This is a genomic window from Neorhizobium sp. BT27B (assembly GCF_050455485.1).
Classification (GTDB): Bacteria; Pseudomonadota; Alphaproteobacteria; order Rhizobiales; family Rhizobiaceae; genus Neorhizobium.
On the sequence record NZ_JBCIYT010000011.1, the window covers coordinates 92,379 to 110,468 of the forward strand.

Sequence of the window (18,090 nt, forward strand, 5' to 3'; positions counted from 1 at the left end):
CCTATCCGCCGCTCCCGATGACACCGATAAGCGGGTCAAGAGGCGAGGAATTTTTGTACAGATGTGACGCGTCGCGGAGTAATCTAAGTCGGTTTCCAAAATGAACGAAGAGGGCGATGGGTATGAATATTCTTCCGCAGCTCGAAGGTCGACTCATGGCCACCGGAGGTGGATTTGAGACCTGGCTCCAGTATGTCGACGGCTTCACGCTACGCCACTTCTGCGGCTTTGAATTGCTTGAAGACAGGCGAGGCGCGGCATGCCTTGAACAATATCAGCGAAAGCTCGTGGAAGCTGCGGTCTCTCAGGGCTTCGGCGTCATCAACGAGGGCCTGCATTACCGCGCCAGCCGTGATTGGGGCACCCTCATCGGCTACTCCCCGCAGGCGCTCGAGGAGATCAATATTCGGGGGATCGAATTCTATCGAGCCATTGCGCGCGAATATCATTCCGCAGAAACGCCGATGATCGTGGGCGGGGCAATCGGACCGCGCGGCGATGCCTATCAGACGGGGGCGATGATCGACGCCGCGTCGGCGGAAGACTATCATTCCGAACAGATACTCACGTTGAAGCGAGCCGGCGCAGACATGATCACGGCGATGACGTTTTCGTCGGTCGAAGAAGCCATCGGCATTTCCAGGGCGGCTGTTTCTGCGGGTCTTCCGATCGTCATTTCCTTCTTCGTCAAGCGAGGCGGGTTGCTTTCGAATGGTGAAACCCTCCAGCAAGCCATCGAAATGGTCGATGCCGCCACCGATGCCGCGCCAGCCTATTACATGATCAACTGCACCCATCCGACAGAATTCGAGCCTGCCTTGACGGTGGGAACCTGGGCAAAGCGGCTCGGCGGCTTCATGCCCAACGCGGTCGCCATGGAAACCCTGGAACTCTGCAAGCTTGGCCATCTGGAGGACGGCGATCCCGAAGAGCTTGGCCATCAGATGGGCGCTTTGGCGGAACGGTACCCTCACATCAATGTCTGGGGCGGCTGTTGTGGTACCGATGCGCGTCATATTGGCAGGATAGCACACAGCGTCGGTCAGTTTCGCTGTCGGTGAAGGTGTTTATGGCTTTTGCTCGGTGTCGCATCCGCTATCCCAGGTACGACCAGATTCAGTTCCCGGTTCCGTCACCTGTGATGTTGCCACTCGACGATTGGTATGCGGAAGAGCATGCCCAGGGGTCGATGGAAATAGGGAGGACGAAGCAATGGATGATGTTCAATCGAAACGTACGATCCTCGAATTCCTCCGGAGGCACACGTTAGCGGTGATTGCGACATCGCATCGAAACGGTACGCCTGAAGCCGCGACGATCGACTTCTCTGTGCGCGATAACCTGGAAATAGTATTCGACACGTTCGAGCAGACGCGCAAGTTCGAAAATCTCTCGAAACGTCGTAGCGTCGCGATCGTCGTCGGATGGGACGACAAAATTACGGTGCAATACGAAGGCGAGGCATCGAGGGTGCCAGCCCCCGATATCGCGCACCACCAGGAGGCACATCTCAACAGTGTCCCAGCGGAGAGAGAGTTCGTCGAAAAAGGTGCGGTGATATTCAGGGTCGAGCCACGGTGGGCACGATACTCGGATTTCACCAAGCAACCGCCAGAGGTCTTCGAGGTCTATTTCTGACCAGTCTTGCCGCGCCACCGTTGACTGATGTCATAGAAGTCTTTCTTGCGTCGATCTTTTCGCGCGCTCGCACGATGGCTACCGTGGACCATCAGCGGCCAATCGATGCTAAGTGAAGACTTGCATCCTATTTTGTAAAACGCGCGCTTTCTCGATGCGTGGCGATCCCGCATGTAGCCTTGGCTCAAGCCTCAGCCCACATGCCTCCACCATTCGCCTGGACGGGATATTGCTCGCCGACACCAGCTCGTAGACATGGCTCGCTCCGAGTTCCTCAAAGACGCGTTCGATCATGAGGGCGTTGACGTACTTGCCCAACCCTTGGCCACGACAGGACTCCGCGACAGCGACCAGGCCACCCCACGCGTATTGCCTGTAGGGGCTGTAGGCGTTGTGCGGCATATAGCCGTGAGCGGTGGAAACCACATTCGCGTCTGCGTCGGTGATCGCAATTGTGGTCGCACTGGCGATTTCGCCCGTCAACATCGATCCCGAAAAAGGAACAAGCCCGGCACTGGCCATCATCGCCTGCAAGTCTTTCACCTGTTTGCTTTCCGCGCCGTTAGGTGTTGGCCACAGAAAATAGCCATCTTCCAAGGGAAGATCGACAAGACGTCTGATCCCTTCCAGATCAGTAGTCTCGATTTTCGGCTAGGCCCCAGCATCAGTCATTGCCACACGCATCCCGACTGATCTTTGCCCTCATCTCGGTCCTTAAAATTGAAGCTTTTGGCCCCAGAAGCGGTCATTCGTTCCTCTAGAGAGTCAACGCTTCGGACATACGCTGAGGCTAGCTGATACTTCGAACGAGCACTGCAACGATTAAGCTGCCAATCGCAACACATGCGACGGACAAGCGACAAATAACCGGAAATATGCAACGATTTGGATTGAAATGCACCTAATATTGATCTACATGCATCGTTGACTCATAATGACGCAGCAAGTGCGCAGGAAATTGCCATGGATCATTTCTCAATCGTGCAGGCATTGTGTCGTGCAGCAATAGCCGACGCATCACCGGCCCTCCGGAAACAGATAGAGCGGCTAAGAGACGCATTGGCGAAGGACGGAGAGCCGAAGCAGTCCGCTGCGTTGACCAGCATCCTCACTAGCGCGGACCGCACAAAAGAGCTTTCGCCAAGTAGGATTGAGCGCTCGAAGTCTCAAATGCTTGGGGAGACACTGACGCGGAACACTCCGGTCCCGGTAGATCGGGAAACCGCCGCCGCGCTCGCCGACATCATCTTTCCAAGTGATATCCAGTCGGCCGCTCCCCTATTCAACTCGTCGGTTGCGCAGGCGGTCGAAACCATTATTGAAGAATGGGCAAATTTCGATGCCTTGGCAGAAATCGACATCAGGCCGTCCAAGACATGTTTGATGTATGGCGCGCCCGGCACCGGCAAGACGCGGTTGGCTCTTTGGATCGCGAAGCAGCTCGATTTGCCTGTCGTACTTGTAAAGCTGGACGGTCTTGTCTCTTCGTTTTTGGGGACTACCGCTCGCAACATCGGGAACCTCTTCACGTTCGCAAACCGCTATCGTTGCGTCTTGCTGCTGGATGAGTTCGATGCGATTGCCAAAGTTCGGGACGATCCCCAAGAAGTCGGGGAAATCAAACGCGTGGTCAACGCGCTTCTCCAAAATCTCGACGTCCGCCGTGACATCGGCTTCACGATCGGGATTACTAATCATCAGAAGCTGCTTGATCCAGCCGTCTGGCGGCGGTTTGAAGTTCAGTTGGAAATTCCGAAGCCTGACTTCTGGATGCGTCAAGCAATCGCATCCCATTTCATGCCTCCGGTCAAAGCTCCCGACGTCCACTTGCGATTGATCGCTTGGTTCACCGAAGGATCGACCGGCGCGGAAATAGAATCGCTCGTCCGGACCTACAAAAAGGCGACAACCTTCCGTGATGAAGATAAGCGCGGACTGTTAGACACATTGCGCCAGTTCGCTACCTTGAATGCCGGAAGGATACAAAGTGACCGTCGCGCCCTTCTGTTTGACGAACCCGCCAATCTTTTTCGGGCGATGCGCGATGATCCTGCTTTGGCCTTTTCTCTCGCCGACATTGGTGCAGTAGCAGGGAAAGACAAATCCACCGTCAGTCGACAGCTCGGCCGCACGCTGAAAAATGGCGAGAACGAGGTCATAAATGGCTAGCCCAATCCAGATCGTTCTGAATACCGACAATTATCAAGAGGCTCGCGAAACCAATCCTGGCGGAAGCCAGAAGGACTTTTTCGCGCATCAAGATTCTGAATTCGTAACCCATCAGAAGGCGCTCATAAGTCAAATCGATACCATATCTGGCATCTTGAGCGCCCAGTCACAGGGCGATGTTGGCTTCGTAAAAGTGATCCTTCGTCGTGAAGCCTGGGCGAAGAGCCACCGCCCCGTCGCTAGCCTATTTCGACCTGGCCGTACCCCCGTGGTAGGCGGTGGCGATCTCGGTGTCATGATTATTGAAGCGCGACCAGATACCTTGCGCCAGGTGGCCGGCGAAATAGCGCGGTGCGAAAGACAGACTACAATTCGCCGGAACGAGAGAAGCGGCAAGGATGAAGTTCGCCCGTCTATCAGGAGAAGCGAGACCGGAGCAGTCGACCGACTGGAGATTTATGGTCCGTCTGATCGGCGTGATTTCTCCGCAGAGCAGGCTATCGCATGGCTGTCAAACCCAATGACTGGTGGGGCTTATCAGGTAGAACTGTTTGATGTCCCGCCACCGCGTGCAGATTGGGACCGCCTCGACACCGGCCATCGCCGGTTGGTGGAAAGCTTCATTGCAGGTTTCCAAGCTCTCAATCGTGGTCTGTCTGTCGAAAAGCTCAAAGACGGTCGGCACGGCCAACCATTACTGTCTGTTCGCCTCGACGCATCGAACGATCAGCCAGTGTTGCGCATCAACGAAACGCCGTCTGGTGAAGGACGGCGAGATTTGGCGGCTTTCAATCCTGATATGAAGCGCCATGCTCAGTTGCTGACGTTTCTCGACAAACATCCGCTGGTCAGACGAATCGAACTGCCCGGCATCGTGATCAGAGCATCCGGCCCGGCCCAAACATCTGCCCGCTCACGTCCAATTACCGCTGCCATTCCGGTTCGTGATAGCAAACGTACCTACCCACGAATGGGCATCATCGACGGCGGCATAAGCGCGGCTTTGTCCGACTGGGTTATTGATCGCTGGGATATCCTTGCTGAGGAAGATACTGATCAAGCCCACGGCACCTTTATTGGCGGTCTGGCTGCAGCGGGATCGCTTTTAAATGGTACCGAGACCTGCGCCGAGCACGACGGCGTGGAAATGGTGGATGTGGCGGTCTTTCCGAGTGAAGCCGCCGGCGCATTCGCGTCCTATTACCCGGAAGGTCTCCCGCAGTTCTTCGATGAAATGGAAGCAGCAGTTTCCGATGCACGCGCACGACATGACGTGCGGGTGTTCAATATGAGCCTCAATATCCTTCAGGCCGCGGCGCCGGATCGATACAGCCCACACGCGGCCAGGCTCGATCAAATCGCCGAGTCGAATAATGCGGTGATTTTCATCTCTGCTGGCAACATCCAGCCGCAAGACCTTCGCCCTGAATGGCCGGCCGATGCGACGACGGCTCTCACCAACCTTGTGAATGCCCGGAATGATGGCCTTCTGACCCCCGCGGAAAGCGCGAGAAACGTCGCAGTAGCTGCTCTCAACCCGCCGGGCCACGATGGATGCACCGCATTTGCTCCAACCCGATATAGTCGGCGAGGTCCGGGACTGCGCGCGGGCGTAAAGCCTGACCTAGCCCATATTGGCGGTTCTGGCACAGTTCATTCTACGCTCGGTCATGGGCTGTTCTCAATTCTCCCTGACGGGACGATCATTGATGGCTGTGGCACCAGCTATGCTTCGCCGCTTGTCGCGAAGACGGCCGCTATGCTGGATCATCTGATCGAAGGAGAAGTTTCGCGGGAGACGCTGATCGGCTTGCTCGTCCACCACGCAGAGATACCGGCACCATTGCGAGATAAGCCGCTGGCGCCGATAGCAAAGCATATGGTTGGCTTCGGAATGCCGCCTGCGGCTGATCGTATACTTGAAACTGGCGAGCACGCTATCACGCTTGTATTCGCATCGCGCATCCAGCGCGATCAGCAGATCAGTTTCCGCTTCTCTTGGCCTCCGTCGCTCGTCGGCCCTGGCGGAAAATGCCGTGGCCATGCGAAAGTCACCTTGGTTTCTACTCCGCCACTCGATGCCCGGTTCGGCTCGGAATTTGTCCGCGTCAATATAAATGCTGCGCTTCAGCAGGAGGAAGCGAGCGGATGGAGGCAACGCTTGGAACCCTTGTATCTCCCTTCCGGACGAGGCTCAGGGATCGAAGCCGAGCGTATCGAACATGATCTGAAGTGGAGCCCTGTGAAGGTTCTCGCGAAAACTTTTCCGCAGGGAAAAGGCCCTTCCTCCAACTGGCGGCTGTTTGTGAACTACCTCACGCGCGCCGGGGAGGTTATGCCCGAAGAGGGTGTTCCTTTCACGGCAATCGTCACGATCAGCGATCCTGATGCCGAACAGCCGGTGTTCAACGATATGCGTCAGAGCCTTCAAGCTCTGGGCACACAGATCGCGGATATCCGAACTGCAGCTCGCATCACACCGCGTGTCTGATGACGACCGACATTTCAACCACATATGGGCCTTCGCTAGATCGACCTTCCGAGCTACCTTGGGAGGATCATCATGGAATTGCTGAGGAGTCTGCCAACAAGCTTGGCGGTCGCATCAAGCATTGTCTTCGTAGCGCCTTCGATCATTTGAGACGAGCATGGACACTTCACCCGATCGACAGTGAAATGTCGCTTTTTCGGGCCATCACGGCCGAGGAAGAGGCGGCGACGGCTTTGATACTCGCGATGAAACAGCGCCGATATCCGGGATCGGAGAAGCTAAACCCATGGGAGCATCCGCATAAAGCGGCGGTATCCCCATTCCTTGATGCTGTCGGCAACCTGCTTGCTGAAACCGGCATGCCGCCTCCACGTCTGTCCATAAACCGTGGACACCGTCCAATGCTCTCGATCAGTCTCGATCTGGGCGCGTTGACTGGCAAGGTAGCCGGAGAATTTGCAACCGTCGACCATCCGTTCAACTACATGCTCCGAATGAACCATGAAGAGAAAGCATACATGTTCGATGCGCAGTTACAGCAGCTTGCGTCGTCGCGGGGCGAAGCATCGATCAGACAGCTTGTACATAACGAAGCTAACCTGAGAAACCGGCTGCTATACGCTACCGACCAAGGCATTCCTGAGGTCAGATTCAACGACAGCGTAATTTTAAAAAAGCGTGACCGTGTTTATCGGCTCGCACTGCTCACCATCGGAGTCCTGCAGACCAAACAGCATCAACTTTTTGCGGTTCAATGCCTACAGGCTTACTGCGCTGTGATCGGGCAAATCGTGCAAGACCTGATCCCGGTCAAGTCCGTGAGCCAGCCGGAAGGCTTCCTTATGAGTGTAATCCAACAACCGGACGGAACGTATCTTCAAACGACGTCATATCGGATGTCCGCCGACATTAAGATTTCGGGCCGATGGCTCGATGAGATGAGGGTCAGTATTCCAGCGCAACCTGTGGAATTTCCGAAAGACGGATAGTCTTACATACTTTCAGGATGTTTTCTCAGCAAGTTGCTCTTGTTCTTCGGCCCCATTGTCAGATCCACCAGAGTCAAGCAGTAATTCAATCCGCCGAGCCGCAGCGGGAGCATCTCAGGAGGGATGACAAAATCATCGGTTCTCCATCACATCTTAGCCTGGAGCTGTCGGTCTGCTTCCGGCCTCATACCAGCCGACGTCCGGTGCTGAGCGATTTTAGCTTTTTAGCCTTATTTGGTTAACGGGGCCGAAGGTTCCAATCTTTTCAGGACCGCAGAGCGCATGACGCTTTGGCAGCTTAGCGCCGTCAAGTCGGCGATAGAGGCCGTCATCGCGGCGGTCGGGAAGCAGACATTATGGAAGCCGCTGAACCACATCGTTTGCGCGCCAGAAGCGATCGTTTGGACCGATGGGTTGGTCGGATCGAGTTGGCCGTTAAAAAGATGCAGAGCCCTGTTATCCGCCCGTCCCTGGCGACTATAAAATCGGTGCCGGCATAGGCAGGCGCCTTGCCAGGCTGGCCGGCGACCCACCGAACGCGTCCGGCCTGATCGTGACTGACTTCGGTCAGGACGGCTAAAGCGGGGCCACCGGCAGGGTGTAGTAGCTTTTGTCAAACTCACTGAGAACCATTTCAAGCGTCGCCTCGAAAGCTCCGCGTTCGAACATCGTCGACTTAGGCTCGTGCATGTAGCGCCAGTCTACAAAGGCATCCTTATGCTGATGGAGCACATGTTCAATGCTGTAATCGCCATAGAAGATGTTGGGGTGATACGGTGCGACCGACCTTTTGAATTCCTGAGCTAGTTTCTCCTGACTTTCTGGTTTGAGCCGGCCGAATAATTTGGAGAGGTCATGTGACCTGGAGTGTTTAGGGTCATCGAAATCGAAGACAAACCATGCCTTCAATGCCAGCTCCATTGCGAGAGCAAGGAGCATCGGTTCGACTCCTATCTCGTTCATATGGAGGGCAACATCGTGGTCCGTAGACGCCTCGCCGGGAAAACTTCGGGTCTTGCGGAGTATCGCCTTCGCAGTGTTGCATATTCGTAAGGCTGTCGTTAAGTGATGACTCAACCGTCAATCTCCAGTTCTTAGGCAAGCATGGAGCGTGCGCGAGAGTATAGCAACAGGGCGCGCCGCCTAGCGTCGTTGGAAGGGGTGTTTTGCGCCCTCAAATCGGTCGTTCATGCAGTTCCCGAACCGTCGTGAAAGCCGTCGTTCGCACGCGCCGACGTCAAGGAACAAGAAGGGCGGGAAGCTGTCATTCGCTGCATCCGAGACAAACGGCAGCAATGCGCAGAGAGCTGCCGTCGGTGTGCCGTCCTGACAGTGAAGGACAGCGCAGGGAGCAGGCTTTGCTCCTGAAACAGACGGTAGCACCTCCACCAACGTGACCGGCCGAGGCTGACGCCAATCCTGGCCGACAGCAGGCGCTCAGAAACTTCGTCCATACAGAATAACCAGATCGCCCTCACTGCCGCTGACAAGGACACTGAGGCAAAGTGCCTCCGGCCTGGCCTGCCGATTTTTGTGAAATGTTGCTACTGTAGCAACATACCTTGGGCCTTGACTTTAGCCAGAACTAGTGTGGACTGTTACATGGGATTGCTGTGTCCTAAGCCCCCGTCAGAAGGTACGCGCAGGCTTATTTCTTTTATCAAAAAAGGAGAGCATTCATGCCACTTAAACCAGGGCCAAAGCCGATAGCGAAATCCGCAGGGAAACCGGATGAGCGCCGCCGTGATAACAAAGGCACACCAGGGAATACACCGTCCCTCAAACCTAGCAAGCGCACCAAATAAGGCACATGAAAGAGGGCTTTTGCAGATTTGCACTTCTACCCCGGTATTCGATTAAACCTGCGCTAAATACCGCGCGGACTGTGTCCCTGTAGGATGTTGGATGTCAGCTTTCTCGAATTCCCCGCTGATACCGGCCAGTCCGATAACGGCCCATATCAACCGTTCGCCCTTAAGACATACGACTTCCCCCGCTATCAAATAACAGGGGTGGTCGGTTCAGATCCCTTCAAAGCGGCAGTTTGAACAGTTCGACATTCGCCTTTCCGCGTTGTCTACCAGAGGCTCAAATCGGCTCTAGTGACTGCTGCGGCGCGGCTAATCGGCAGGTTTCACAAATGTCCCGTTGATCCAGCCTTCGACTCCAGAGGTCGCGGATTGTACCCTCCACCATTTCCCGTTCTTTTCCAACACGAACAGTATAGTGCCGTTAGCGAGCGTTTCTACCTTGAGATAAGCTGGATCCGGTCCCTCTCGAAGGTTGAGGTCTGTAAACGTCCGAACACGTTCGCGCGTGATACCCTCAGGCTGTGCCTTGGCATCGATGGGCTCATCAAAGATTCTTGGCGACGATGAAACCGCTCTGGTTTCCAGTGTTGGAAGTTGTCTCGGGGCCTCCGGCTCACCTTCTGTAATTTCTGTCGCCTCCGGATCAGGGACTGCGCGCGCAACCTTTATGGCGTCCTCGAATGCTGCTCGGATGTCACGGTCGATGGACCGGGTTACTGTCATTGTCGCTTTATCGTTCACATTGGGTATGGCTGGCGTAGAATCGGGTGTGGCCACGGTTTTTTGTACCGGGCGTGACGAAGCCGTTGAGGTTGTCGACTGAGGTGGAAATACCTGAGCAGACGGGGCGTCATTGTACTTTTTGCTTGGGCTGTAGCTAGATGAACCATTTTTGGTCGACGTCGCGTTGGCAATCACGAGCGCAGCCGCCGTCATTCCTAGTATCAGCCAAAAGCTTTTGTATGATGTCGCCATAGTCGCGTTAGCTCACATCGAGTTCGACTTGTTTTAGTCGCTTATATGCTTCGACCAGCGCCAGTGGCGGTGTTATCCTGAGTGCACTCGCGGTATCGGCTATGAGCTTTAGATCCGCCGGCGCTTTGGTCAGTTCTCTTTCGATCTCGGCCCGCTGCTTCGCGATATCGTTCTTCACGGCCTGCACGGCGGCCGGATCGGTTGGGATCGAGGCGTTGAAGACGAATTTCCTCTCTACCGTTCTTGCCCACGTCTCAACATCGCTGGCTAGGGAAGGACCGAAACCGGGAACACTCGTCACAGACCGTTGTTGGACATCCCAAGCGTTCTCGAAGCCGTAGGATTCCAACGTCGCTTTTCGGCCTTGACCGACCCGGGGAATCTTGGCTCGACCGATCCGATGTGACTCCATGTGTTTCTCGAGCTGAAGCTGTCTCTTTTTATGTTCCAAGACAGCAAAACGTTCACGCTCTTTCTGTGGAAGGCTCACATGGGCTGCGGCGAGAGCAATGTAGTGGTTCCGTCGATTTTCGAACGTCTCGGGTCCGGCTTTGGTTTCCCAGAGTTTCCGCTGTTCCTCCCAACCGCTCTTGGCGCCGCTCAATTCCGATGCAAATCTCGCCTTAATGTCCATGGAGCGTATCGTAACTATGCCGACGCCGATCAGAAGCGCGACGCCCCAGAAACCGCTGACGGCAGACATCAAGTAAAAGGCCACACCTGCCGCGACTACACCGGCTGCAACAGCAGCGCTCCGCTCATTTCGCGCTTGTTTCGCGGCGGCCGATCGGTTGAGTCCGGGTAGAGGCCCGAGAAGCTGCTCAGGATCGGGTGCCCGAGGGGGTGTCGACATGGTTTTAATGGCAGTTAGAAGTTGCCCGATGTCCATGATAGGAGCGCCGGGAGTGAAATGGGCCGGGAAGAGTGATCTTCCCATGGTTCGTTCTAATCTGCACCAAGGGCACCCGCCCAATTGGCGAGGGTAGGCGTGCGATTTGTCCGCAGTGCACGTAGCTAGATTGCCCTCGACCGCCTTCAATAGACCTAGCCATGTCGCTGCCGTGGGCCGTCCCCTGGGTTGCCTCATTGGAGGCATGAATGCGTCTTCGAACGCTTGTCGGATGTCATCTCCGTAGTCGCCAAGTGCCGGCACGAAAGGCGGCGGCTCCATCATTGTTTCGGCTTTCCGCGAGCTGTAAGCATAACGGCCCTCTTTGATCGCCGTCTTGATGTCCATGTCGCCTTTACCGAGATATTTTCCGGCAAATGGATGTCTACCCAAGAATAGGAGCTGGAAGAGAAGAACGGAGAGACCGAAATTGTCGTGGTTCGCGGTCCGGTCGACCTTGTCGAATAGCGTCCCTTGCAACTCTGGGGGCGTGTATTCCGCCACACCGACAAGGCAGCGATATGTGGTGCCACCGGACCGATACTGAAATGAGTCGCTGTCGATAAGCGATATCATCGCCTTATTGGAGACGAGGATCCCAGAATGATTAATATCGCCGATAACACAGCCGGTCGCATGGATACTGGCGACGGCGCTTGCAAGGTTGATAGCCGACCGCAGCAAGAATTTCATGTCGGCGGTCGGAAACTCGACCTTCCGACTTCCGGGGCCGTACAGGTCATGGACGCTCTTGTAGCCGGCCACCTTCTTCATCGTGAAGCCGACAAATTCGCCCGAAGACGACGTCAGAGTGTCGACGGGAAAAGCGACGTAGTCAGATTGACGGTGAAGAGAACTGGCCACCATCGCTGCCACCTTGTCCCGACGCTCGCATGCTTTCCCCGGATTATAGATCTTCGCTGCCAGATCTGTCGTTTCGACTATGTGGTGAACCGCTCCTTCGCCCCCCTTGCCAATCAACGTGCCGAGGGTAAGGCGGCGACCATCGGACGAGGTAACCGTCGTCATAACCTGAGCCCCAGTATGAGGGATTTGTCGTCATCCGTGCGCTCACAAACGGCTGGGGTTTCGAGGTATTTTTGAAGCGCTCTGGAGAGATCGCGTTCAAAGGATCGACCCCGCGATGCTTTTAGCGGTGCGAGCATTCTTGTGAAAAAGGGTTGGTGCGCTGACTTGGACACATGGTCGAGCACCAGACGTTCGATGCCATCTGAGAACACGGCAAACTCATCGACAATACCTTCCACGACCGTAACCACCAATCTAGGCTGTGGGTCATCGGTCACGAATGAGGTGGTGGATGCATATTCTCCTTGGAATGGCCATGATGGAACCAACCACTCTTCCGTGCCAGCTTGCTTCAGAACAACAGCTCCGTCGCCAATGTGTACAACAACAGAAAGGTTCGGAGCAGCGAGCACTGCCACCAATGTTGCAGCGAAATCGCGGGGCCGCGCATTGGCTGCTTTGGCCCTGATGTTTATGGCCTCGCGAACACCGTCAATCCAATCCCAGACATCGTCCTCGATCAGAGACGACAAAGAAGATCGGGCGAGGAATGACCTGCACGCTTTCAAAAACGCCAGACACACGGTCCGCGAGCCGATTTCCGCATGCAAGGCACTTCCCGCACCGTCAGATACGACGGCAACCATGACAGGACCTTCGTGCGTGTAAAATTCCTTGGCGCACGCGTAGTCCTGACACGGTGTACCGGTCTTGATATGCGACGTTCCGATGGACCGGGCTCCAGCCCAACGCCAGGATACATCCATTAAACGGAAGCCCATCCATTCGGCGTTGCCGGGTTGGACAATGGTACAGCGTCGCCCGGGTTCGATTGGGAAACCGAGCTAAGGGAACTCGAGAGCCAGGAAAATAGGTCGCGGAAGCGCAGTTCCTTGAGGGCAAGAGGAGCGCGGGCGCTGATCTGCCCGAGAACGTCCATATTTGCGCCTTCGACCCCTACCGCAAAGAATGAGAATGCTTTCTCGGCTTCACCGGCTTTCACAGCGTTAGCTGCGCCCTGCCAGGAATCCGTCGGACCGCCATCAGTGATCAGGAATATCCAGGGCCGATAGTAAGAGATGCCGTTTTGCCTATACTGGTTCTTGCGATCCCTGAGAAGCTGTAGGCCCTGCTCGATTGCCGCTCCCATGGGCGTGTCACCCTGTGACTCCAATTGTGGGGCATACCAGGTCTGAACGCCTTGGAAATCGTTGACGATGGATACAGGGCCGAATATTACGATTCCAACCTCTACGCGCTTTGCCGCCAAAGAGTCCGCAAACAATTCGTCGCGAAACTGGACAAGGCCATCGTTGAGTTCGCGGATCGGCTTTCCATTCATCGAGCCAGAAACGTCCAAAATTAGAAGACAGGGGCAACGCGGCTCCGGATTGTCGACGAACTCCGCGCCTTCGAATGGCTGTTGCTCGAATGGATTGCTCATTGCGATAACTTTCTCTTAGTAGGAATTCAGTTCGCGACGATCCCGAATGCATCGAGCACTTCGGGAGTAATGGTACCAGTGACCTTTAGCCGGTAGTCCGTCTGCATGGCGATCAGCGCCGTCTTGCAACCAGGACCAACCTTCCCATCGATCAAGCCGGCATAATATCCATAAGCAGTGAGGGCGGTCTGGACCTGCATCGCGATACGTTTGAACTTGTCTGTGTTGCCCGGCAAGGCCTTGAGCGGCGCCGCGAGCGTCGCAGCTAGGGGCGGCGTGGGTGGCACGGCAGGGGGAGTATATACGGGCGCGGGGGGCGTATAGGTGGGTGCGGGCGCTGTGTATGTCGGAGCTGAAGGAGCCGTGTATGTCGGAGCGCTGTAGCTACGAGAGCTGTACCCGCTGCCGCTGCTGGAGCGATGGCTAGAGTGTGACCGGTGCGAGCTATGCGATCTGTGCCCCGCCAAAGTGAAAATGTGCTTGAGCTTCAGCCTCTCGAGAATGGAAGGTTGTCCGCTCTTCTTGCCTACCAAGTCACCGGGGAGAACCGCGCCGGCTTTGGACGGCAGAAATCCCGCCGCGATCAACGACGGAATAAGAAATAGTCTTTTCTTCATATTGCACCCAGCGCCGCAAACCCTTCCTTCTGACTATACCATTCGAAGAAACCACCACAAGCTGCACGCGAGCCGCATTTCTCGCAAATGTCCAGATACTTCCGCTTCCAGTCCGAGATTGTTGACAGAGCAAATTCCCGGTATGGCGCGGGCACTGAACAGAGCGGAAAATTGTACAGGGCGACGGGAATTCCACGGGCTGCGCTCAAATCGATCGCCTTGGCAATCTGGGCAAAGTCGGTGGACGAGTCTTGGAACGAGGTCGCCCAATTCATTCGTCCGTAACCGATGCGCTCCATCTGCATTATTGCCCAAACTTCGATGGCGCTCAGGCGAGTAAATACAAAATCCGCCAGTTCGACCAATTGGTTCTTATTCTGCTGCATAACGACGGTACGCAGTTCCACGGACGCCCCCGCTTTCATGAGAATGGCAAGTCCGCGCTGGAGCTGGTGGAATGCGCCTTCCTTCCCTACAATACGATCATGGTTCGGTCCGTCTGCAGCGTATAGGGGGATACCCCAAAGTATCCTCTCGGTGCCAATCGTAGCCAAGCGTCTGACGTCTTCAGCGATAAGATGCTGACCGTTGCTGAGGATGTGAAACTTGATGTCCGGCCTCGCCAGTGCGACAGCTTCGACCATTGAGAATAGACGGTCCTTGTGCAGCAGAGGTTCGCCTCCTGAGATGCCGATCGTAGCATTGATGGGAGCAAGGCTTGCAGCAACGGCGAACTGGGAAAACAGGTCAGTATGGTACTTCTTTGGCGGTTGCGAGCACATAACGCATAGCTGATCACACTGCTCGGTGACCAAGAAGGTGTTGTGAGGCGATGCTGACCTGATCAGCCTATGGGCGGTACGCTGCCCGGGTAAGGCTAGGATAACGTCGCCGTCGAAATTCTCGTCACCTCGTCGGCGCAGGACGAGTGAGAATCCGTTGTAGTCGTACTCGAGCCTTGTGCCGTTGGTCTCCACCAAAACGGCATCGTGCTCTGTCTCGCATTTCGACGGCTCATGTGTAAGTCGGATGACCAGCGGCTCGACGATCGGAAGCGGGTCGATTTCGAGACGGAGATCAATCAAAGCTGCCACCGTGCCAGCGAGGCGTCGAAATTTGGGACGCCGGCCCAGATCGCAAGTGATTTACGAACCTTGGGATCATCGGAGTAGATCATCTCAAAAATTTTGTCGAAGATCGCGAGGTGCCGCTGACAGAAGTCGGTTTCGTGCTTGGGAACGTCGATCCGTCCGTAGCGGGAGAGGTCATCAACGAGATCTATGCCGCAATACGCCTGATAGGCACAGTGAACACAGTCTGGATGGAAGTTGTTTGAAGCCTCCTGGTTCAATGCGTCTATCGTTGATCTCGACATGCCGGTAAAAACATCACCCATCGACAGGTCGAACTGTCCGACGCGGCTCACCATTCGGGCCTCGTCCGTAGGATAGATTTTACCGTCGTGGTCGATCACAACGTATCCGTGGCCGACAATGTTGGGATTGCGGAGATCGACGTGGCCGTTATGTCCTGCTCGCAATATCCGGCGCAGACAATGGACGAAGTAATATTCCTCAGCGGGGGTCTCGGCTGCCCAATTATAGTTGACGAGTTCGTCGATGAACCTGGCATGGTATGCGTTCCATGCTGATGAGGACGCTCGTGCGTCATATCGCTTGCGGGCAAATCCCTGGTAATTCACGGGTCTGAGATAGATCGAGTGCATGCCTCTGGAGGTGTAGGCCTCAATGATAGACCTCGGATCCGGCGGTCGGCGAGGATCTATCGTCGGCAGTGCTGATACCTTGCCGTTACCCAGACGTGCGATCGCGGAGTCGAGGTTTTCGACGAACTGATCGGTCCGCGGAGAATTGAACGTCCGCTGAACCTCGTGGGTAGCCACATCGCCATCTAGGGACGTGCTCACGAAGACATCGGGCAGGCTCAAGAAGTTCCATACCTCGGGCGACACGTCCTGAAGGTTCGTGCATACAACGAATTCGCACAATTCGAACCGGGATCTGCAGAAATCGCGAATTGTGGTCAGAATATCCAAGCGGAGTGTTGGCTCCCCGCCCTGGAATTCGATTTTCATCTTGGGTGCCGTGATCGTGCCAAGGAAAGAGATCACAGCTGCTAGCGTCTCTTCGCTCCAGTCGAAACCAGGAGTGTGCTCGTTCACTCTGGATACCTGGCAGTAGCCACAGGCGAGGTTGCACCTCAGCGTCGGGACCAGAATAATATAGTCCATGGGACCCGGGGCATATAACCGACTGGCAAACCTATACTCGAAGCCGGAATACGCGAGATCTCCGGCCTCCTCGAAGGCATGGCCGTTGCGCAGAAGGAATATATCGTCGGCGGCGGTCAGTCGCGCGCGGGCGTATCGCGACAGAAACGCCTCGTCGGACTTGAAAAAACCACCTGCGTCATCGGCGAATAGGACATGACCGTCAGCTGTTGGTCGGAATTTGAGCGGGAATACGGTCAACCGCCTGTCACTCCGGCAATCAGCGTCGTGCGAAGCGCAAGGGTCTCAGCATATACCTTCTGCCTGTAAAGACAGAACAGGAATTGACGCTCGAGATCGTGCGGCTTTGGCTCGTCCCCGTCGCTTGATAAGACAACAAAAGCTTCTCCGGTCTCCATCTGGATGCGCGGATTCAGATACCTGAAACGCACGACCGCATCGGGAAGGTATGGGACGAATTCTCTGGGGAACTCTATTCTGGTTGGTATCGACGCCATGCACGGGTTCCGGAGTGTTTTGAGGACACTAGGAGGTTGTGAATGAGTGAGCAATCTCTAAATCTTGCGTTCCGACAGGATGTTTTCGGTAACTGTTTTCGAACAAGCGTCCAGTGCGCCGACTTCGCGTTTAAGCAACTCCGTCCAGTCGCCATCGTCGAAGCTGAAGAACTGCACGAAACATTTGTTGGCCCCGTAGTCACCCCACTGCGAGATCATCAATCGGCTCCCCACTTCGTACTTGAGTTCAAGGGAAAGGTTATGTTCGCCGCCGACAGGCGCAGCGTAGACTTCGCCCGTCCGGTTGTTGGCGACATAGGCAAACGAGCAGCTGCTACCGCAACCGATCTGGACAACCGAAAACTCGCCTGCGAACGTCGGTTTGTCTGTCATCCCGTTGGTGATCCTGGTGCGGTGCGTGCTAAATTTGCTATCTCGACCGGAGAAGTCCGGGAAATTCCGGGGGCCATCGTACACGCGAAATACGGGCAATTGTGACGGCTTGATCCGCGCAAGGGAGATGGCAGGGGTGTTAACGTTCGTAGGCGCGGTTTGCGGCGACCACGAAACCGGGCCGTACCCGATATCCAGTACGCGCGCTTTACCTGCCGATCTCTCCAGATAATCTCTTGATGCGACTGTCAACGATCGGAGGACTGCGGAAGCTCCGGCATTCTCGTATGCCTTGTCACCATAGCGTTGGCGTAGTGTCTTGAGAGGTTCTCGGTCTATCGATGTGACGAAGCGGACGACATTCGCGCTAGCCGCGACGTCATAGAACGTGGAGAACTCGATTGAGCCTGACGCATTGGCGGCGACTAGCGGTACATTCGTGTAGAGGATGCCATTGCTCGCCGTGCGGGCCTTGATGTCTGACAATTTGGTTTCGCCGAAGCGGAAATCACCGAAACCGGCGAACGGACCGGTCCCGCTGCCCGCCCAAAGCCCTTCGAGAGATACCATGCGGCTTGTCGAGATCTCAAATGTCGCAGAGAAATCTATACCGCTCGGCAACCTATATAGGTTGGTTGTGTAGCCAGCGATCGTTTCAGTCTTCTTGGGAGTTCCAAAACGTTGCAGCGCTGCCTTATCGTTGCCCAGTGCAAGGTTTTCAATTGTTTGTGCGAGGCTCAGCGCAGGAATTGCGATTGCTGCGACAGCGATGGCTATCGCGGTAGTCAGACGCCGTCTCCAATTCATCAGCATCTACGTCGAATTCCCCATAGCCTAACTCATAGGAATGCCGCGGCCTATAATCGGCCATCCAGCTAGCGGTTGGGTGCAATTATT

16 protein-coding genes are annotated in these 18,090 nt (G+C 55.5%); 5 read left to right on the plus strand and 11 right to left on the minus strand.

Features of this window, described 5'->3' with window-relative positions:
- The first annotated feature begins 116 nt into the window (after nucleotides 1-116).
- Nucleotides 117-1,061 (plus strand): homocysteine S-methyltransferase family protein, encoded by a 945-nt coding sequence (locus tag AAIH70_RS24355; RefSeq protein ID WP_430036004.1) that lies wholly within the window; start codon nucleotides 117-119, stop codon nucleotides 1,059-1,061.
- Nucleotides 1,062-1,212: 151 nt separating this feature from the next.
- Nucleotides 1,213-1,638, plus strand: coding sequence for a pyridoxamine 5'-phosphate oxidase family protein (locus tag AAIH70_RS24360; RefSeq protein WP_430036006.1), 426 nt, complete (start codon nucleotides 1,213-1,215; stop codon nucleotides 1,636-1,638).
- A 108-nt stretch (nucleotides 1,639-1,746) separates the two neighbouring features.
- On the opposite strand, the gene AAIH70_RS24365 is transcribed toward AAIH70_RS24360, so the two are convergent.
- The gene (locus AAIH70_RS24365) at nucleotides 1,747-2,235 is read right to left on the minus strand and encodes a GNAT family N-acetyltransferase (RefSeq protein WP_430036008.1); all 489 of its coding nucleotides are present in this window, start codon (nucleotides 2,233-2,235) and stop codon (nucleotides 1,747-1,749) included.
- 366 nt (nucleotides 2,236-2,601) lie between these two features.
- Here AAIH70_RS24365 and AAIH70_RS24370 point away from each other — a divergent pair, with 366 nt between their 5' ends.
- The 3 genes from AAIH70_RS24370 to AAIH70_RS24380 are packed head-to-tail and all read left to right on the plus strand — an operon-like array spanning nucleotide 2,602 to nucleotide 7,287.
- Nucleotides 2,602-3,807, plus strand: a complete 1,206-nt coding sequence (locus tag AAIH70_RS24370) for an AAA family ATPase (protein WP_430036010.1) — start codon at nucleotides 2,602-2,604, stop codon at nucleotides 3,805-3,807.
- A complete protein-coding gene (locus tag AAIH70_RS24375; RefSeq protein ID WP_430036012.1) occupies nucleotides 3,800-6,298 on the plus strand; it encodes a S8 family peptidase in 2,499 nt (832 codons plus the stop codon). The genes AAIH70_RS24370 and AAIH70_RS24375 overlap by 8 nt, the downstream gene beginning before the upstream one ends.
- Nucleotides 6,298-7,287 carry a hypothetical protein gene (locus AAIH70_RS24380; protein ID WP_430036014.1) on the plus strand — a complete coding sequence of 330 codons (990 nt, stop codon included), beginning with the start codon at nucleotides 6,298-6,300 and terminating at the stop codon, nucleotides 7,285-7,287. The genes AAIH70_RS24375 and AAIH70_RS24380 overlap by 1 nt, the downstream gene beginning before the upstream one ends.
- 576 nt (nucleotides 7,288-7,863) lie before the next feature.
- Here AAIH70_RS24380 and AAIH70_RS24385 read toward each other — a convergent pair.
- The 10 genes from AAIH70_RS24385 to AAIH70_RS24430 form a co-directional block, all read right to left on the minus strand.
- Complete coding sequence (locus tag AAIH70_RS24385) at nucleotides 7,864-8,226, minus strand: hypothetical protein (RefSeq protein WP_430036016.1); 363 nt, start codon at nucleotides 8,224-8,226, stop codon at nucleotides 7,864-7,866.
- A gap of 1,181 nt (nucleotides 8,227-9,407) precedes the next feature.
- Nucleotides 9,408-10,034 carry an SH3 domain-containing protein gene (locus AAIH70_RS24390; RefSeq protein WP_430036018.1) on the minus strand — a complete coding sequence of 209 codons (627 nt, stop codon included), beginning with the start codon at nucleotides 10,032-10,034 and terminating at the stop codon, nucleotides 9,408-9,410.
- A 46-nt stretch (nucleotides 10,035-10,080) separates the two neighbouring features.
- Nucleotides 10,081-11,991, minus strand: a complete 1,911-nt coding sequence (locus tag AAIH70_RS24395) for a helix-hairpin-helix domain-containing protein (RefSeq protein WP_430036020.1) — start codon at nucleotides 11,989-11,991, stop codon at nucleotides 10,081-10,083.
- Nucleotides 11,988-12,773: a PP2C family serine/threonine-protein phosphatase gene (locus tag AAIH70_RS24400; RefSeq protein ID WP_430036022.1), complete on the minus strand. Its 786-nt coding sequence runs from the start codon at nucleotides 12,771-12,773 to the stop codon at nucleotides 11,988-11,990. Before AAIH70_RS24400 ends, AAIH70_RS24395 begins: the two co-directional genes overlap by 4 nt.
- Complete coding sequence (locus AAIH70_RS24405; protein WP_430036024.1) at nucleotides 12,758-13,435, minus strand: vWA domain-containing protein; 678 nt, start codon at nucleotides 13,433-13,435, stop codon at nucleotides 12,758-12,760. The genes AAIH70_RS24400 and AAIH70_RS24405 overlap by 16 nt, the downstream gene beginning before the upstream one ends.
- A gap of 26 nt (nucleotides 13,436-13,461) precedes the next feature.
- Nucleotides 13,462-14,052, minus strand: a complete 591-nt coding sequence (gene hxsA / locus AAIH70_RS24410; RefSeq protein WP_430036026.1) for a His-Xaa-Ser repeat protein HxsA — start codon at nucleotides 14,050-14,052, stop codon at nucleotides 13,462-13,464.
- Nucleotides 14,049-15,137: a His-Xaa-Ser system radical SAM maturase HxsC gene (gene hxsC / locus AAIH70_RS24415; RefSeq protein WP_430036028.1), complete on the minus strand. Its 1,089-nt coding sequence runs from the start codon at nucleotides 15,135-15,137 to the stop codon at nucleotides 14,049-14,051. Before hxsC ends, hxsA begins: the two co-directional genes overlap by 4 nt.
- On the minus strand, nucleotides 15,134-16,543 hold the full coding sequence (hxsB, locus tag AAIH70_RS24420) for a His-Xaa-Ser system radical SAM maturase HxsB (RefSeq protein ID WP_430036030.1): 1,410 nt from the start codon (nucleotides 16,541-16,543) through the stop codon (nucleotides 15,134-15,136). The genes hxsC and hxsB overlap by 4 nt, the downstream gene beginning before the upstream one ends.
- A complete protein-coding gene (locus AAIH70_RS24425; RefSeq protein ID WP_430036031.1) occupies nucleotides 16,540-16,800 on the minus strand; it encodes a hypothetical protein in 261 nt (86 codons plus the stop codon). Before AAIH70_RS24425 ends, hxsB begins: the two co-directional genes overlap by 4 nt.
- A 57-nt stretch (nucleotides 16,801-16,857) precedes the next feature.
- Nucleotides 16,858-18,006 carry a hypothetical protein gene (locus tag AAIH70_RS24430; RefSeq protein WP_430036033.1) on the minus strand — a complete coding sequence of 383 codons (1,149 nt, stop codon included), beginning with the start codon at nucleotides 18,004-18,006 and terminating at the stop codon, nucleotides 16,858-16,860.
- Nucleotides 18,007-18,090: the final 84 nt, after the last annotated feature.

Excerpts from the sequence above, each read along its gene's own strand:
- AAIH70_RS24355 (WP_430036004.1), top strand. The coding sequence starts at position 117 with ATGGGTATGAATATTCTTCCGCAGCTCGAAGGTCGACTCATGGCCACC.
- AAIH70_RS24380 (WP_430036014.1), top strand. The coding sequence starts at position 6,298 with ATGACGACCGACATTTCAACCACATATGGGCCTTCGCTAGATCGACCT.
- AAIH70_RS24395 (WP_430036020.1), bottom strand. The coding sequence starts at position 11,991 with ATGACGACGGTTACCTCGTCCGATGGTCGCCGCCTTACCCTCGGCACG.
- hxsA (WP_430036026.1), bottom strand. The coding sequence starts at position 14,052 with ATGAAGAAAAGACTATTTCTTATTCCGTCGTTGATCGCGGCGGGATTT.
- AAIH70_RS24425 (WP_430036031.1), bottom strand. The coding sequence starts at position 16,800 with ATGGCGTCGATACCAACCAGAATAGAGTTCCCCAGAGAATTCGTCCCA.
- AAIH70_RS24400 (WP_430036022.1), bottom strand. The coding sequence starts at position 12,773 with ATGGGCTTCCGTTTAATGGATGTATCCTGGCGTTGGGCTGGAGCCCGG.
- AAIH70_RS24430 (WP_430036033.1), bottom strand. The coding sequence starts at position 18,006 with ATGCTGATGAATTGGAGACGGCGTCTGACTACCGCGATAGCCATCGCT.
- AAIH70_RS24360 (WP_430036006.1), top strand. The coding sequence starts at position 1,213 with ATGGATGATGTTCAATCGAAACGTACGATCCTCGAATTCCTCCGGAGG.
- AAIH70_RS24375 (WP_430036012.1), top strand. The coding sequence starts at position 3,800 with ATGGCTAGCCCAATCCAGATCGTTCTGAATACCGACAATTATCAAGAG.
- AAIH70_RS24405 (WP_430036024.1), bottom strand. The coding sequence starts at position 13,435 with ATGAGCAATCCATTCGAGCAACAGCCATTCGAAGGCGCGGAGTTCGTC.
- AAIH70_RS24390 (WP_430036018.1), bottom strand. The coding sequence starts at position 10,034 with ATGACGGCGGCTGCGCTCGTGATTGCCAACGCGACGTCGACCAAAAAT.
- AAIH70_RS24385 (WP_430036016.1), bottom strand. The coding sequence starts at position 8,226 with ATGCTCCTTGCTCTCGCAATGGAGCTGGCATTGAAGGCATGGTTTGTC.
- AAIH70_RS24370 (WP_430036010.1), top strand. The coding sequence starts at position 2,602 with ATGGATCATTTCTCAATCGTGCAGGCATTGTGTCGTGCAGCAATAGCC.